15 protein-coding genes and 1 tRNA gene are annotated in these 14,421 nt (G+C 41.3%); 7 read left to right on the forward strand and 9 right to left on the reverse strand.

Features of this window, described 5'->3' with window-relative positions; all coding sequences use genetic code 11:
* Window positions 1-25 precede the first annotated feature (25 nt).
* Window positions 26-472: a hypothetical protein gene (locus MF4640_RS02535; RefSeq protein ID WP_004982703.1), complete on the forward strand. Its 447-nt coding sequence runs from the start codon at window positions 26-28 to the stop codon at window positions 470-472.
* A gap of 86 nt (window positions 473-558) precedes the next feature.
* On the opposite strand, the gene MF4640_RS02540 is transcribed toward MF4640_RS02535, so the two are convergent.
* Both MF4640_RS02540 and yhbY read right to left on the reverse strand, forming a co-directional pair.
* On the reverse strand, window positions 559-1,098 hold the full coding sequence (locus tag MF4640_RS02540) for a DOMON-like domain-containing protein (protein WP_004695605.1): 540 nt from the start codon (window positions 1,096-1,098) through the stop codon (window positions 559-561).
* Window positions 1,099-1,110: 12 nt separating this feature from the next.
* A complete protein-coding gene (gene yhbY, locus MF4640_RS02545) occupies window positions 1,111-1,434 on the reverse strand; it encodes a ribosome assembly RNA-binding protein YhbY (protein WP_004982701.1) in 324 nt (107 codons plus the stop codon).
* Between the two features lie 194 nt (window positions 1,435-1,628).
* Here yhbY and rlmE point away from each other — a divergent pair, with 194 nt between their 5' ends.
* From rlmE to MF4640_RS02565, 4 genes are all read left to right on the forward strand, one after another.
* Window positions 1,629-2,279: a 23S rRNA (uridine(2552)-2'-O)-methyltransferase RlmE gene (rlmE, locus tag MF4640_RS02550; protein ID WP_004695608.1), complete on the forward strand. Its 651-nt coding sequence runs from the start codon at window positions 1,629-1,631 to the stop codon at window positions 2,277-2,279.
* Between the two features lie 132 nt (window positions 2,280-2,411).
* Complete coding sequence (gene ftsH / locus MF4640_RS02555; RefSeq protein ID WP_078388596.1) at window positions 2,412-4,304, forward strand: ATP-dependent zinc metalloprotease FtsH; 1,893 nt, start codon at window positions 2,412-2,414, stop codon at window positions 4,302-4,304.
* A gap of 135 nt (window positions 4,305-4,439) precedes the next feature.
* Window positions 4,440-5,291, forward strand: a complete 852-nt coding sequence (gene folP, locus MF4640_RS02560) for a dihydropteroate synthase (RefSeq protein WP_078388597.1) — start codon at window positions 4,440-4,442, stop codon at window positions 5,289-5,291.
* A 160-nt stretch (window positions 5,292-5,451) separates the two neighbouring features.
* Window positions 5,452-5,763: a DUF5713 family protein gene (locus tag MF4640_RS02565; RefSeq protein ID WP_004695611.1), complete on the forward strand. Its 312-nt coding sequence runs from the start codon at window positions 5,452-5,454 to the stop codon at window positions 5,761-5,763.
* Between the two features lie 55 nt (window positions 5,764-5,818).
* Here the strand turns inward: MF4640_RS02565 and MF4640_RS02570 are convergent, their stop codons facing one another.
* The gene (locus MF4640_RS02570; protein ID WP_078388598.1) at window positions 5,819-6,187 is read right to left on the reverse strand and encodes a hypothetical protein; all 369 of its coding nucleotides are present in this window, start codon (window positions 6,185-6,187) and stop codon (window positions 5,819-5,821) included.
* 98 nt (window positions 6,188-6,285) lie between these two features.
* Window positions 6,286-6,371: transfer RNA gene (locus MF4640_RS02575), tRNA-Leu, on the reverse strand.
* 213 nt (window positions 6,372-6,584) lie between these two features.
* On the opposite strand from MF4640_RS02575, the gene MF4640_RS02580 reads away from it, so the two are divergent.
* Window positions 6,585-8,354, forward strand: a complete 1,770-nt coding sequence (locus tag MF4640_RS02580) for an alkaline phosphatase D family protein (protein WP_078388599.1) — start codon at window positions 6,585-6,587, stop codon at window positions 8,352-8,354.
* A 46-nt stretch (window positions 8,355-8,400) separates the two neighbouring features.
* Here MF4640_RS02580 and MF4640_RS02585 read toward each other — a convergent pair whose 3' ends face one another.
* Window positions 8,401-9,129, reverse strand: a complete 729-nt coding sequence (locus tag MF4640_RS02585; protein ID WP_078388600.1) for a hypothetical protein — start codon at window positions 9,127-9,129, stop codon at window positions 8,401-8,403.
* A 174-nt stretch (window positions 9,130-9,303) separates the two neighbouring features.
* On the opposite strand from MF4640_RS02585, the gene MF4640_RS02590 reads away from it, so the two are divergent.
* Window positions 9,304-9,816: a hypothetical protein gene (locus MF4640_RS02590; RefSeq protein ID WP_078388601.1), complete on the forward strand. Its 513-nt coding sequence runs from the start codon at window positions 9,304-9,306 to the stop codon at window positions 9,814-9,816.
* 47 nt (window positions 9,817-9,863) lie between these two features.
* Here MF4640_RS02590 and MF4640_RS02595 read toward each other — a convergent pair whose 3' ends face one another.
* The 4 genes from MF4640_RS02595 to MF4640_RS02610 all read right to left on the reverse strand — a co-directional run bounded on the left by MF4640_RS02595 (window position 9,864) and on the right by MF4640_RS02610 (window position 14,294).
* Window positions 9,864-10,148 carry a hypothetical protein gene (locus MF4640_RS02595; RefSeq protein ID WP_004695618.1) on the reverse strand — a complete coding sequence of 95 codons (285 nt, stop codon included), beginning with the start codon at window positions 10,146-10,148 and terminating at the stop codon, window positions 9,864-9,866.
* A 121-nt stretch (window positions 10,149-10,269) separates the two neighbouring features.
* Window positions 10,270-11,610 (reverse strand): CitMHS family transporter, encoded by a 1,341-nt coding sequence (locus tag MF4640_RS02600; RefSeq protein WP_078388602.1) that lies wholly within the window; start codon window positions 11,608-11,610, stop codon window positions 10,270-10,272.
* Window positions 11,611-11,846: 236 nt separating this feature from the next.
* Entirely contained in the window at window positions 11,847-13,175 is a 1,329-nt protein-coding gene (locus tag MF4640_RS02605) for a hemolysin family protein (protein ID WP_004695622.1), read from the reverse strand.
* 129 nt (window positions 13,176-13,304) lie between these two features.
* A complete protein-coding gene (locus MF4640_RS02610; protein ID WP_004695623.1) occupies window positions 13,305-14,294 on the reverse strand; it encodes a LysR family transcriptional regulator in 990 nt (329 codons plus the stop codon).
* Window positions 14,295-14,421 lie beyond the last annotated feature (127 nt).

The raw sequence follows: 14,421 nt of genomic DNA on the forward strand, positions 1-14,421 counted from the left end.
TGTATATAACAACAGGAATAACATCATGACTGAACAAGACAAAGTGACCAAACCAAAGCCAGCGTTGAAAGAAGTTGTTGCAGAAAGCACTGAAAAGCTTGAGCAAGTGGCGAAAGAAGCAACAGAGCAGGTCACTGAAGCGGTAGTTGAAAGCAAAGAAAAGCTTGAAGCTGAAGCGAAGCAGTTGAATGCCAGTGTGCAAGAGCAACTCCGCCAGTTTAAACAAGATCTTTTACTGCGCTTAGAAACCATTAAAGGGCAGTTATCGAACTCTCAAAAAGACTTAACTGAACTAAAAGAGTTTGTTAAAACTGAGTTTACTGCTGTTTTAGATGACTTGACCAAACTAGGTAAAGAGTTAAAAGGTGATGTCAGCGAAATTTCAGTAAAACATAAAGATCAGTTGACTGAAACGTTTAAACGTTCAAAAGAACACACCTTAGATGCGTGGAATAAAGTTTCAAACAAATAATCTAGCTGTACGAGACTCAAGATTAAGTGCATAAAAAAGTGAGGTCATAGCCTCACTTTTTTATTGATCTGGTTTGTTTGTCTGGATTAAAACTGATGCAACCAATCACGTTTATTGTGAAAGTCAGCTTGTTGGCCACTATGCTGCATGGCATAGAACTGTTGACCTTGTGAGGTATTCAACACCGCGGATAAACCCAGATATAGGTCAGCCCATTTCAGTTTGTGTTGCAGCATAAATTCAGTCAGATCAATGCTGACATTTAAACCATAGTGAGTACGCTTCAATTGATTGAGTTCAATATCGTAAGCGACCTGTGGCGGCATATCTTCAGGATAACGATATTCCTCAAACTGATAGGCCTGCCAAGCTTGCGAAGGGGAGAGATTGATCTCGCGATAATAATCTTCGCCTTTTACCCCGATAAAGACTTCAAAACAGGTGTTTTCCCATAAAAAGTCTTGACGAGGATTTGCATTCACGACTTCGGGCCAGTGCATGTACAAATTGGGATCGCGTAACCAAAAGCCGATATTGAGAGCATATGGGCTTTGTTGTTCAATCGCACCAACAAGCGAAATAGCTTGAAAGCGACGATCAAATGCACTGAGTTCGTAACTTGCCATAAAAAACTACAATTATTTTGCTGCGTGAGCGAAACGAACTAAATTAGACAATTTGGCATTTTGTTTCGCCGCTTTTTTGTAAAGCAACGCAATTTTACCAATGGTCTGTACAATTTCTGCACCTGTAGTTGAGGCAATTTCTGCAATGATTGCAGCGCGCTCTTCACGGTCTTCACCCGCGATTTTGACTTTAATCAATTCGTGGTCGTTTAAAGCACGTAAAATTTCTTCAACGACATTTTCAGTCAGACCTGAACCGCCAAGCATTACCACAGGGTTTAAAGCATGACCGATTTGACGCAAACGCTTGCGTTCCTGAATGGATAAAGTCGCCATAAAGATAACCTAATTTTAAAAACGGCTTAGTATAACAAACTGCGAAATTAAACGCTTTATATTCTGTGGAAATAATCGATTTAGATAATAGAAAAAAACAACTAAAACCCAAGATTTGGATACAGATGTATACTGCAAGCCTAGAGAATTTAACGTACAATTAAGTTTAAGAAATTTTAATGTTTTAGAGAGATATGGCAACACGCATTACCAACCAAAAGTTATCCAAAAGTAGCCGTGCGTGGATGAGAGAGCACCTTGATGATCATTTTGTGAAAAAAGCGCAAAAAGAAGGTTATCGAGCACGTGCAGCTTATAAGTTACTTGAAATTCAAGAAAAATATAACATCATTCGTCCGGGCATGACCGTGGTTGACTTGGGTGCTGCACCTGGAAGTTGGTCACAAATTGCAGGAAAGCTGGTCGGTGATCGAGGATTGGTGGTTGCATCTGACATTTTGGAAATGGATGCACTCCCAGATGTAACCTTCTTGCAAGGTGACTTCCGTGAGCAAGAAGTATTCGATAAATTGTTAAATATTTTAGATGGACGTAAAGTAGACGTTGTAATTTCAGATATGGCCCCCAATACTTCAGGTAACAAGGCTGTAGATCAACCTCGCCAGATTTACCTCTGTGAATTGGCCATCGATTTTGCTACGAAAGTGCTCGGTCCAAATGGTCAATTTGTTGTAAAGGTATTCCAAGGTACAGGCTTTGACGAGTTCCGTAAGCAAGTAGTCGACAACTTTGATGTGTTAAAGACAGTAAAACCTGCTGCATCACGTGCCCGATCTAAGGAAGTATTCTTAGTTGGGCAAGGCCGTAAGAAGGCTTTTAAATAAAGTTTACTTGCCAAGTCGTTAAAAATTGTGCATTTTGTACCTTTTTATTATTTTGCGAAGCTGATCTTCAGCAGAAACTTTAAGGTCACCCGATAGGGCATGATCAAATTAGATTGATATGGGAATAAAGCTTTGAGCGATCTCTTCAAGAATGCCATATTGTGGCTAGTGATACTGGGCGTACTGATCCTTATTTTCAGTAATGTCAGTAGCAATGAAAAGCCGACAGCGATGAATTATTCAGAGTTTGTTGCTGCGGTGAATGCTGGTCAAATTAAGCAAGTGACAATTGATGGCGAACGAATTCATGGCCAAAAATCAAACGGTTCAGAGTTTGAAAGTATTCGTCCTGCGGTTCAAGACCCAGAGCTTATGCCTAATCTGATTAAAAATAACGTTGTCGTTGAAGGTACTGCACCTGCGCGTCAAGGTTTATTGATGCAACTTTTGATCGCAAGCTTCCCTGTACTTTTAATCATTTTGTTATTCATGTTCTTTATGCGCAACATGGGTGGCGGAGCAGGTGGTAAAAACGGTCCAATGAGTTTTGGTAAGTCAAAAGCAAAAATGTTGGCAGAAGACCAAATTAAAGTGACTTTTACCGACGTCGCTGGCTGTGATGAAGCAAAGCAAGAAGTTGTAGAGATTGTTGATTTCTTAAAAGACCCTTCAAAATTTAAACGCTTAGGTGCAACGATTCCTAAAGGCGTGTTAATGGTGGGTCCACCGGGTACAGGTAAAACTTTACTTGCAAAAGCAATTGCAGGCGAAGCGAAAGTACCATTCTTTAGTATTTCTGGTTCTGACTTTGTTGAAATGTTCGTGGGTGTGGGTGCGTCTCGTGTCCGTGACATGTTTGAACAAGCGAAACGTCATGCGCCGTGTATCATCTTTATTGATGAGATTGATGCTGTGGGTCGTCATCGTGGTTCAGGTACGGGTGGTGGTCACGATGAGCGTGAGCAAACCTTGAACCAAATGTTGGTCGAAATGGATGGCTTTGAAGGTAATGAAGGCATTATCGTCATTGCTGCGACAAACCGTGCCGATGTACTGGATAAAGCTTTACTCCGTCCGGGTCGTTTTGACCGTCAAGTAATGGTTGGCTTACCAGACATTAAAGGTCGTGAGCAAATCTTAAATGTTCACATGAAGAAATTGCCTTCAGTGACTGGTGTTGATGTACAAGTGCTTGCACGTGGTACACCGGGCTTCTCTGGTGCACAATTGGCGAACCTTGTGAACGAAGCTGCATTATTTGCTGCACGTCGTAACAAGAACACTGTCGATATGCATGATTTTGAAGATGCAAAAGACAAGTTGTACATGGGCCCTGAACGTAAGTCGATGGTGATTCGGGAAGAAGAACGTCGTGCAACCGCGTACCATGAAGCTGGTCATGCGATTGTGGCTGAAATTCTACCGGGTACAGACCCTGTACATAAAGTGACTATTATGCCGCGTGGTTGGGCGCTGGGTGTAACTTGGCAGTTGCCTGAACATGACCAAACCAGCCACTATAAAGACAAAATGTTGAATGAACTTTCAATTTTGTTTGGTGGTCGTATTGCTGAAGAAATCTTTATCAACCAAATGTCGACAGGTGCTTCAAACGACTTTGAACGTGCGACTAAAATGGCACGTGCGATGGTGACCAAGTACGGTATGTCTGACAAACTGGGTGTAATGGTGTATGAAGATGATTCTCAGCAATCATTTATGGGCAGCATTGGTAGTCGTACGATTTCTGAAGCAACGCAGCAACAAGTAGATGCTGAAGTTCGTCGTATCATCGATGAGCAATACCATGTAGCACGCAATATCTTGGAAAACAATAAAGCTATCGCGCATGCGATGGTAAAAGCTTTGATGGAGTGGGAAACGATTGATCGCGAGCAAATTCGTGACATTATGGAAGGTCGTGAGCCACAACCACCAAAAGTATATGTTGCAGAAAATCCTGTGATGGATGTAACTCCTACGGATGGTCCAAGTACACCACCACCATTACCATCTGCAACTTAATTTTAAAAAGTTAAAATAAAAAACCACCTTCAGGTGGTTTTTTATTGCGCGATTTTCCACTGCTGATGAAGAAAAATAAGCACTTAAAAGTGGGCAAAGCGTTATGATAACGCAAGCTAAACTGGAGAATATCACATGCAATTGATGGCTTTGCCGAAGAAAATCCTACGTTGTGGTGAGTTATCACTCGATCTGTCGGTACCGCATGTGATGGGTATTTTAAATGTGACGCCGGATTCGTTCAGTGATGGCGGTAAACATAATGGCAAAGCACAAGCGATTGCTCATGCTAAGCAAATGATTGCGGATGGGGCGACAGTCATCGATGTTGGTGGTGAATCGACACGTCCAGGTGCATCTGTAGTTGAGGTTGAGGAAGAGATTCGTCGTGTCGTTCCAGTGGTGGAAGCTTTGGCTGAACTTGATGTAGTCATTTCGATTGATACCTCTCAACCTGAAGTGATTCAAGCAGCGGTCGCAGCAGGCGCAAATATCTGGAATGATGTGAGAGCATTAACACGTCCGAATGCCTTAGAGACGGCAGCTGAACTGAATATTCCAGTGATCATCATGCATATGCGTGGTGAACCAACCACCATGAATAGTTTAGATCAATATGATAATGTCATTTTAGATGTGATGGCTGAGCTTTCCCAGCGTGTGGCGGATGCACTCAAGGCAGGTGTCAAAGCTGAAAATATCATGATTGATCCGGGTTTTGGCTTTGCTAAAAATGCAAAGCAGAACCTTAAGCTTTTAAACGAATTCCATCAGCTGAATCAGCTCGGGTATCCCATCTTGTCCGCATTGTCACGGAAGCGCTTTATCGGAGAAGCCTTAGGTGGGGCAGATGCAGGCCAGCGGGACGTGGGTTCTGTAGCGGGACATTTGCTGAGTATTCAACAAGGCGCGTGTATGGTGCGCGCCCATGATGTCAAAGCCATGAGTGATGCGATCAAAGTTTGGCAAGCGATGAATCTAGCTTAATGGGGCGGCGGAATGCTGGGCTAATGATTTAATTTGAAAATTTGATCTATATCAGATTGTTAGACTGGCAGCATCTTCAGATACTGCTTTTTTATTTGGTGATTTGTTTGGTTTATGTTATACAGACTCGTTTTTTAAGTTTCTCATTTTGAGTGCCTGTATGTTTGCAGATTTACTTCTCCCTATGTTTGATGATGAATATTATCCCGATATTCTTGTTGCTGAAGTGAAGCAGCATGTTGAGACTTTTGCTAAAAAAATTGTAAAAGCAAAATCTGAGGGTGATATTTATCAATATGCCAATGCCACAGTGGCTGAAATTAATGAAATGAAGCCGCATTTTGAAGATCTAGACTCATCGTTAGATGACTCTGCTGCCGATTTTATTGCTGAAGCGATGATGATGGTGGTACAAGGTGCTGGGTTTATGGATATTGAAATGGAAGAATTGGTGGTGAACAGAGAGTGGTGATTCACTTTCTCATTTCAAGCGCAGTTAGTTTTTGCTTTAGAAGCTGAGATTGCTGTTACAGTTCATCTAAAAGATCGGTGAGATGACAACTTTGGTTCAAATGTTCATCTCCAATCGCATCGACTGTCATCACGTATTCGCCTTCGACCATTTCAGCATTTGCACTGAGATTCAGCCAAAATTTTGGATGCTTTTTCATGAGCTCACGAATATGTTGCTCATCTTTAGTGTGATTAAAGCTTAATTTAAAATGAGCATCTACTGATTTACACGCATGTAAATAAAGTTGGTGGTCTTTTTCAATAATCGTGCCTGCAAACAAGTCATAAAACGTATCGCTATCTGTTTGCTGCGAGGTGGGGTTTGCATGGCTGACGTTTGAAAAAACTAGGCTCAGGATGATAATGAGGGTATTCTTTTTCATATTGTGATTGTTATGTGCTTCGAGGCATAAATTATAGACATAAAAAAACCAGCATATTGCTGGATTTTTTTATTGCACCATCTTAATTAGCTTAAGAATGGTGCCCGAGGCCAGACTCGAACTGGCACGCTTTGTGGGCGGGGGATTTTAAATCCCCTGTGTCTACCGATTTCACCACTCGGGCATGAGCGCAATAATAGAGGACGAAATAAAAGTTGGCAAGTCTATTTGTGATTATTTGCTTTCTTTTCAATCAATTCAGCGGTTTATGTTTAAAAAATAGCAAAATTATCTGTGCTGCACTTGTTCAGGCTTCATAAAAATATCATCGACTTGAGATATGGGTGTCATCTTTTTCGCATAAATTTCAAGTCCATATCGTCTTTAGGCAATCCACATGACAAAAAAAATGAACCGCCGAGAACTTATTCAAAAAACTTTGGCAGGATTTGGTGCTTTATCTTTACCTATTTCACTGACCGCTTGTGGTGATGATGCCGACTCAAACACACAGCCCAACACGCAAGTGCAATTTTTGCATGGGGTTGCCAGTGGTGATCCTTTACAAACTCAAGTCATCATTTGGACACGCGTAACACCATCGGATAGCAGTGCGCGTTTAGAAGTGCAGTGGGAGGTGGCAAAAGATGCGGACTTTAAACACATTACAGCAACAGGAAAGGTGCTGATTACAGCTGCACAAGATTTTACTGTGAAAGTGGATGTGACGGGACTTGCTGCTGGGCAAGTGTATTTCTACCGTTTTAAATCGGCGTCGAAGTATTCAATCACAGGGCAAACCAAAACTTTGGCAACGCAAGTACAGTCGGTACAGTTTGCCGTATGCTCATGTTCAAATTATCCAGCGGGTTATTTCCATGTTTATAAAGAAATGGCCAAACAAGATGTCGATGTCGTCATTCATTTGGGGGATTACATTTACGAATATGGCATGGGCGGATATGCAACAGAAGAGGCTGTAGCGATGGGGCGCGCACTGGCGGATGATAATAATACAGAAATTATTCGCTTAGATGACTATCGCAAACGTTATGCCTTATACCGACTAGATGCAGATTTGCAGGCTGCGCATCAACGTCATCCTTTTATTGTGATTTGGGATGACCATGAACTCGCAAATGATACATGGGAAAAGGGTGCTGAAAATCATCAGTCAGATACTGAAGGCGATTTCCTTGAACGTAAACTTGCGGCACTGGCGGCCTATTTTGAGTGGATGCCAATCCGTCCGCTTTCTGAAAAAGATCATTTGAATATTTATCGCCAGTTTAACTTTGGTAATTTAGTGCAGTTGAATATGTTGGATACGCGTATTCTAGCGCGGAGTAAACAGCTAGATTATGCGGATTATTTAACCGCATCGAGTTTGGATGCTGTGCGCTTTACTACAGATATGCAAGATCCAAATCGAACGTTACTGGGGTTGAATCAACGCGCATGGTTAACACAGCAACTTGCGAGCTCTAAAGCCACATGGCAAGTTTTGGGTCAGCAGGTGTTGATGAGCAAAATGCTTGTTCCAGCCGAGATGTTACAAGTGCTCAGTGCAATCAGTAGCGGCGCGGTAACTCCAGAGGTTTTGGCGCAGGTGAATCAACTCATTAAAGAATTGGTAGAAATAAAACTTCGTTACTTAAATCATGATCCATCTTTAACAGTAGAGCAGTTGTCTCGTATTAAAACTGTGGTTCCTTACAATTTAGATGCATGGGATGGTTATGCGGTTGAAAGGGAGACGCTGTACGGCACACTGCAGTATTTAAATAAAAAAGTCATGGTCTTGGCTGGTGATACCCATAATGCATGGGCATCGGACTTACACGATTTAACAGGGCAGTTTGTGGGTGTGGAGTTAGCGACAAGTTCAGTTTCCTCGCCAGGTATGGAAAAGTATTTGTCTATTTCAATGCAACAACTCAAAGAGTTTGAGTTTGCTTTTACAACCTTGATTGATGAGCTGAATTATTGCAATTTAAATCAGCGTGGTTATTTGAAAGTCCGTTTTACCGCAGAGCAGGTGCAAGCGGATTGGATTTTTGTGGATAGCATTAAGCACAAAGAATACATCGTTGATGAAACTCGCTCGCATCAAGTGATATTAGACCCGACATTATCGCCAGTCAGTGCGTTAAAGCAAACGGCATAAAATTAAAATGGCCTTAGAAAAAACCGAGCATCATTGCTCGGTTTTTTTATAATTTCTCATCGATATAACTGTCGAGATCGATGTGCTTAATCTGCTTACAGTAAGCATGCTCATACTTCAGAAGTTGCACATACAAATCTGCTTCATGCCCCAGCTGGGTTTTCCGTGCCTGATAATCTTCAGATTGATGGGAACTAAAGCGTAATTGGAGTCGTGATTTGACCGTTTGCTTATAGGCCCAAAAACAAACGCGTCTGAGTTGTTGTAACTGATGATGTTCAACCGATTGGCTGTGGTCTCGAAATAAATTTTCTTTATAGAAGCGCACAAAACCAAAGTTCACACCAAAATAAAACAAGATCCACATCAGCAAACTGCTTTCAATGAACATCAGATTTAGTCCACTTAAAAGAATCACGGCAGCGAGTTTGATGGGCGCATGGCGTTGCAGTTGATACAAGGAGTTTGATGAATGTTTAATTTGTTTAATGACAAAAGGTAAGATCCACATCAGCACCAATAAAATACTGATAATGGCATAACTGTGACTTTGGAGCGGATCGAGATTCTCCAAGTGAGTTAAGTAAAAATCTTTCAGAATTAAGCTGATTGGAATAAAAATCATCACCGCCAAAACCCACGGAATAATTTCACGTTGGTCATCTAAAATACCGCGTGTTTTGATTTGACTATAAAGCAAGTAATTACGTTTAAATGCGGCAGGGTAGCGGGTCTCTAATTGTTGCAGTAACAGTTGAACTTGTTTGGATTGCATCGTCAAAAAAGAGCGTATGAGAAAAATAGCCTTTACTATAGTAGATTTGGAAGGGGGATGGCTCAAAAAAATACGTGAAACAGAATATTCACAGAGAAAAGCACAACAATTTCGCTTTTTCGCTCTGAATTATGCGAAAATGTCGGATTCAATTTTTTTGTCTAAGGGCAGTTCATGACTGATCATTCTCCTGAATCTTTAAGTGATATCGAAATTTTAGACATTTTGCAGTCTATGAAAGACGATGAGCTTGATACAGAGGCAAAAGAAGAGATTCTTAAGGGTGGTAAAGCGGGTCGTCAAGAAGCTCATAAACTTGCGATTGTGGCTTTGAACCAATCTTTTGAAAGTAAGTTTGTTGAAGCTGTAGCTTTGGCGTTGGGCCTGAATGAAGGTCAAGCCAAAAAAATTCGCTATAAGAAAGACCGCATCCGTATTTTAAAAGTACGTGGGATTGAATACATGGCGATTGATGGTGCGGAAACAGCACAAGTCTTGTCACAAGTTGCACAAGCAATTGTACGGGAAGATGCGACCGTGACTCATGATTTGCACAACATCTTCCCATTTTGGAAAGAAGGCTGGCCAATGGTTCAGTTTGACAGTGCATATAAAATTTTATCTGAAGATATTACCATTCACTATCAAGCAACTTTAGATAAATTGCTAGAATTGTATGGTCGTTAAGATCGCAGTATCAAAGCACCTTCGGGTGCTTTTTTTATGGGGCTATATTAGCTATGGAAAATCCAAGACAGTAATAAGCTGATGGGCCAAATGAACAGTCGCCACCATGTAATGAGTGGATTCCAGAAATATTGTCCAAAAGACAGAGTATCGTTAAAGCTGCGTTGCCCACGTTCATAAGCATAAGGTGTAATCCGCCATGCTAAAATCAGCAAAACAATCGCACTTACGATCAGAAGTGTGTGGCTGTATTGGGAAAAATAATAGTAAATCAGATAAAGCGCAGAATAAAAGAAAGTACACGCCAAAATAGCAGGCAATGAAAAAGACATAAGCTTGACTCTATTATATTGTTATATCAAGGCATTATAAATGAAAATACCCGATGTATCACATCGGGTATTTATCGGTTGTTGAGCTTAAGGTTCGTTATAACTCAGTATGAGTATTTGATTAACCCAGTGTTGAGTAAAGTGGGAAAATACCAAAGATCATCGCTGTAACCAGCATCACTAAACAAGTAATCACCGCCCACCTGATGGTAAATTCTTGGTGTTCACCAAAGTTAATTCCAGCCAATCCACAGAGTAAGTAAGTCGATGGAACCAATGGGGACAGTAAGTGTACAGGTTGACCAACAATCGATGCACGAGCCATTTCCACAGGAGTGATACCATAGTGTCCAGCGGCTTCAGAGAGTACAGGCAGTACACCAAAGTAGAAGGCATCATTCGACATGAAGAAGGTCAGTGGCATACTAATCACAGCCGTGATAGGTGCTAAATACGGCCCCATACTTTCTGGAATAATGGCAACCAGTTCTTGAGACATGGCTTCAACCATACCTGTACCCGATAAAATACCGGTAAAAATACCTGCCGCAAAGATAATCCCGACTACAGCTAAGGCACTAGCAGAGTGGTTACCAACCAAACGCTTTTGCATGTCTAGATCTGGATAGTTCACCACCAAGGCAATACACAGGGCAACCATGAACAGAATCGCCGCAGGTAAAATGCCCATTACTAAGCAGACCATCAAGACCAAAGTTAGTAGAGCGTTAAACCATCTTAAGTGGGCACGGTTGGCTTCAGGTTCTTGCGAAATCTGAATACTGTCACCATGGCTAATATCTAATTCCACAATACCAATGCGTTTACGCTCCATACGGCCATACATAAAGCCGAGGAAGTATAACCACCCAATTGCAACGAGCATTGGTAAAATCATCGGAACAAAGACATCGTTTGGATCGACATGCAATGCCGTTGCAGCACGTGCTGTTGGTCCACCCCATGGCGTTAGGTTCATGATTCCGCTCGCAAGCATCATTAGACAAGCCATAATTAAAGGGCTCATACCAATACGCTTATACAGCGGTAGCATTGCGGCAACACAGATCATATAAGTGGTTGAACCGTCACCATCCAGGGAAACAATTAAAGTCAGCGTAATGGTGCCAAGGGTCACTTTTAAAGGATCGCCTTTAACCTGCTTTAAAATCCACTTCACAGAAGGGTCGAATAGACCCGTATCGATCATAATTGCAAAATAAAGGATTGCGAAAAGGAGCATTACGCCCGTAGGAGCGAGCTTTTTAATGCCTTCCATCATCATATTGCCAAGTTCAGCAATATCAAATCCAGCAAGGTTGTCAACAAAGAGACTTAAAACATAAGTAAGTAATGCAAAAATGATAGGGATTAAAGTTAAAGCAACAAGAGCGCTCAGTCGTTTGGACATGATTAAGTACATGAAGCACATAATCATGCCTAAACCTAAAATGGTCAGCATGGATCAATCCTTTGAACGTGTTAAGTCTGTTTATTCATCAAGTGACAGCGATAGTATGCAATTCAGCATGATTTTTAAATGCTCTTAAACATATGTGATTTTTCATTCTATTTTTCTAATAAATAATATATATCTGTAAAGTATGGTTAAGATACTTATTTTGTATAACTTCATATGGTTAAATCTGAAGCAAAAAAAACCTTGCAGTTGCAAGGTTTTAATTCAAGGCGATGTTTCTATTCCTCGACTGTTTGGGTTGCAGGCTGTAGTGTTTCTTCAAGTAAGCGCGTCACTAAAAGTTGGTCAATCTTAAAATGATCGACATCAACCACTTCAAATTTAAAGCCTGCGTATTCTACGGTATCGGCAGGGCGTGGAATTTTGCGTAGACGGTACATCATAAAACCAGCCAAGGTTTCATAATTTTCTTCATCTGGCATTTCATCAATGGCCAGTGCATGCTTCATGTCTTCAATCGGCGTGCTGCCATCAATCAGCCATGAATTATTATCACGTTTAATGATCTGTTGTTCGGCTTCAATTGGAGTAACCCAGTCGCCCATGACCGTAATCATAATGTCTGACAGGGTGATGACGCCCACGACCAAAGCATATTCGTTAATCACAACAGCAAACTTTTCTTTGGTGGAGCGGAAACGGTCTAATAACTCAGACAAGGTCAATGTGTCTGGAATGGTGAGAACATTACGGATGGTACTTTCATTGAGTTGGAGTAAAGATTGATTATTCAGAATACGGACCAGAATGTCTTTGGCATCGACATAGCCAATTACATCGTCAATATTTTCACTACACACCAAGAATTTTGAATAAGGATATTCGGCCAATTTTTGACGGATGCTGGCTTCGGATTCATTTAAAGTAAAATACACCACGTTTTCACGCGTGGTCATACTTGAAGGTACGTTCCGCTCTTCAAGTTCAAATACGTTCTCAATGAAGTGATGTTCTTGCTTTTGCAGGACGCCTGCTTGCGCACCCGCATCCATCACTGCAGAAATGTCATCAAAGGTAATGTTGTCATCACGGGTGGTATTCACTTTAAACAGGCGGAATAACAAGTTGGCAAGAGCATTAATAATCCAAGCCAAAGGTTTGCAGACCTTAATAAACACCTGAATGGGGTTAATCACAGCAATAGAGATTTTCTCTGGGGCAATCATGGCCAAACGTTTCGGCATGAGGTCGGCAAACAAAATAAATAGCGAGGTGACTAAAGTGAAAGATAGAGCAAAGCTAATGGTTTCAGACCAAGGACCAGTATAAAAACGAGCAACAAAGCTCATGAAGTAAGGACGAAAAGCCCCTTCACCTAAAATACCGCCCAATATTGCCACTGCGTTTAAGCCAATTTGTGAAGCGGCAAAGAAGTCAGCAGAATTTTCTTGTAAATTCAAAACTTTCTGTGCGCGATCATCGCCCGACTCAGCCAAGATTTTCAGCTTGACCTTACGTGCTCCTGCCAGTGCAATTTCTGTCAGAGACAAGAAACCCGCCCCAGCAATCAGGACTAGAATGATAACTATGTTTTGAAAAAGGCTCACGGAATCCACCTGTGATTCATCGTTATTATGAATATTTTTAACACAAAAAAATAAAGACAGTAATCACTTACTGTCTTCTATCATACCTGAGTTATTGGTATGAAAATGAATTATTTAGAGCTTGAATGCTTAATAATGTGAGAATTGCGAGTTATTGCCTAAAAACTCTCGATTTTCTTCCTCAATCATTTGACGTGCCACATACAAAATCAGCTGTCTGAGCCAGCGATGTGCAGGATGGTGATGTAACAGTGGACACCATGCCATTTTCAACTCAAGTTCTGGAATATAAAAAGGTGGGTCTTTAATCAGGAGGTTTTGACTTTTGGCTTGTAAGCGTGCAATACGGGTCGGTAAAGTCGCGATCAAATCTACATTTGAAGCCAATAGTGCAGGCATTTGATAATGTCGGGTGAAGACCGAAATTTTACGTTTTTGGCCAATCCGTTCTAAAGCTTGATCAATCCAACCTAGACCTGCTTGTTTTTCAGGGTTAACGCCGAAACCAACGCCCATACCTGTTTTAGAGACCCAAATATGCTGTGCATCGAGGTAACTTTTTAGGTTTAAGTTGCTGGCAGCAGGGTGTTTACCATTGAGCAAACATGAAAAACTGTCACGCCAGACCAAAACTTGGTGGAAGCTTTGTGGAATTTCATTGAATCGGTTAATGGCTAGATCAACTTTACCTTGTTCCATATCACGATATGACACATCACTTGGGGTTAAGAAGTCTAAAACCACATTGGGTGCTTCAGAACGTAATGCTTTAACGAGGCGGGGAACTAAGGTTGCTTCGGCATAGTCCGAAGTCATAATACGGAAAACACGGTTTGAAGTGTAAGGACGGAACTCGGTACGAGGTTCCAAAATCATGGAGAGATCAGAAAGAGCGTCACGTATGCGGGGTTGTAACTCTAAAGCCCGTTCGGTCGGTGTCATACCTTCAGAAGAGCGAATTAGCAGGGGATCATTAAATAAGTTACGAAGACGACGTAGAATATTACTCATTGCTGGTTGGGTGACACCCAATTGTTCAGCTGCTCGGGTTACATTTTTTTCGCGTAAAAGTACGTCCAAGTAAATTAAGAGGTTTAGATCAACCCGCTCCAGATTCATAAAATAAATACCGAGAATAAAATCATGAAATTGTTTGCATTATGCCATAAGCCATCGGGCTTGTGTAATAAACTGACGAAAAAAAAAAGCATTGGGTTGTACAAAGAATACCCCCTTCATTTTCTCA

Source organism: Acinetobacter sp. MF4640, assembly GCF_002018895.1.
Taxonomy (GTDB): domain Bacteria; phylum Pseudomonadota; class Gammaproteobacteria; order Pseudomonadales; family Moraxellaceae; genus Acinetobacter; species Acinetobacter johnsonii.

Excerpts from the sequence above, each read along its gene's own strand:
- MF4640_RS02535 (WP_004982703.1), top strand. The coding sequence starts at position 26 with ATGACTGAACAAGACAAAGTGACCAAACCAAAGCCAGCGTTGAAAGAA.
- MF4640_RS02540 (WP_004695605.1), bottom strand. The coding sequence starts at position 1,098 with ATGGCAAGTTACGAACTCAGTGCATTTGATCGTCGCTTTCAAGCTATT.
- yhbY (WP_004982701.1), bottom strand. The coding sequence starts at position 1,434 with ATGGCGACTTTATCCATTCAGGAACGCAAGCGTTTGCGTCAAATCGGT.
- rlmE (WP_004695608.1), top strand. The coding sequence starts at position 1,629 with ATGGCAACACGCATTACCAACCAAAAGTTATCCAAAAGTAGCCGTGCG.
- folP (WP_078388597.1), top strand. The coding sequence starts at position 4,440 with ATGCAATTGATGGCTTTGCCGAAGAAAATCCTACGTTGTGGTGAGTTA.
- MF4640_RS02565 (WP_004695611.1), top strand. The coding sequence starts at position 5,452 with ATGTTTGCAGATTTACTTCTCCCTATGTTTGATGATGAATATTATCCC.
- MF4640_RS02570 (WP_078388598.1), bottom strand. The coding sequence starts at position 6,187 with ATGAAAAAGAATACCCTCATTATCATCCTGAGCCTAGTTTTTTCAAAC.
- MF4640_RS02580 (WP_078388599.1), top strand. The coding sequence starts at position 6,585 with ATGACAAAAAAAATGAACCGCCGAGAACTTATTCAAAAAACTTTGGCA.
- MF4640_RS02585 (WP_078388600.1), bottom strand. The coding sequence starts at position 9,129 with ATGCAATCCAAACAAGTTCAACTGTTACTGCAACAATTAGAGACCCGC.
- MF4640_RS02590 (WP_078388601.1), top strand. The coding sequence starts at position 9,304 with ATGACTGATCATTCTCCTGAATCTTTAAGTGATATCGAAATTTTAGAC.
- MF4640_RS02595 (WP_004695618.1), bottom strand. The coding sequence starts at position 10,148 with ATGTCTTTTTCATTGCCTGCTATTTTGGCGTGTACTTTCTTTTATTCT.
- MF4640_RS02600 (WP_078388602.1), bottom strand. The coding sequence starts at position 11,610 with ATGCTGACCATTTTAGGTTTAGGCATGATTATGTGCTTCATGTACTTA.
- MF4640_RS02610 (WP_004695623.1), bottom strand. The coding sequence starts at position 14,294 with ATGAATCTGGAGCGGGTTGATCTAAACCTCTTAATTTACTTGGACGTA.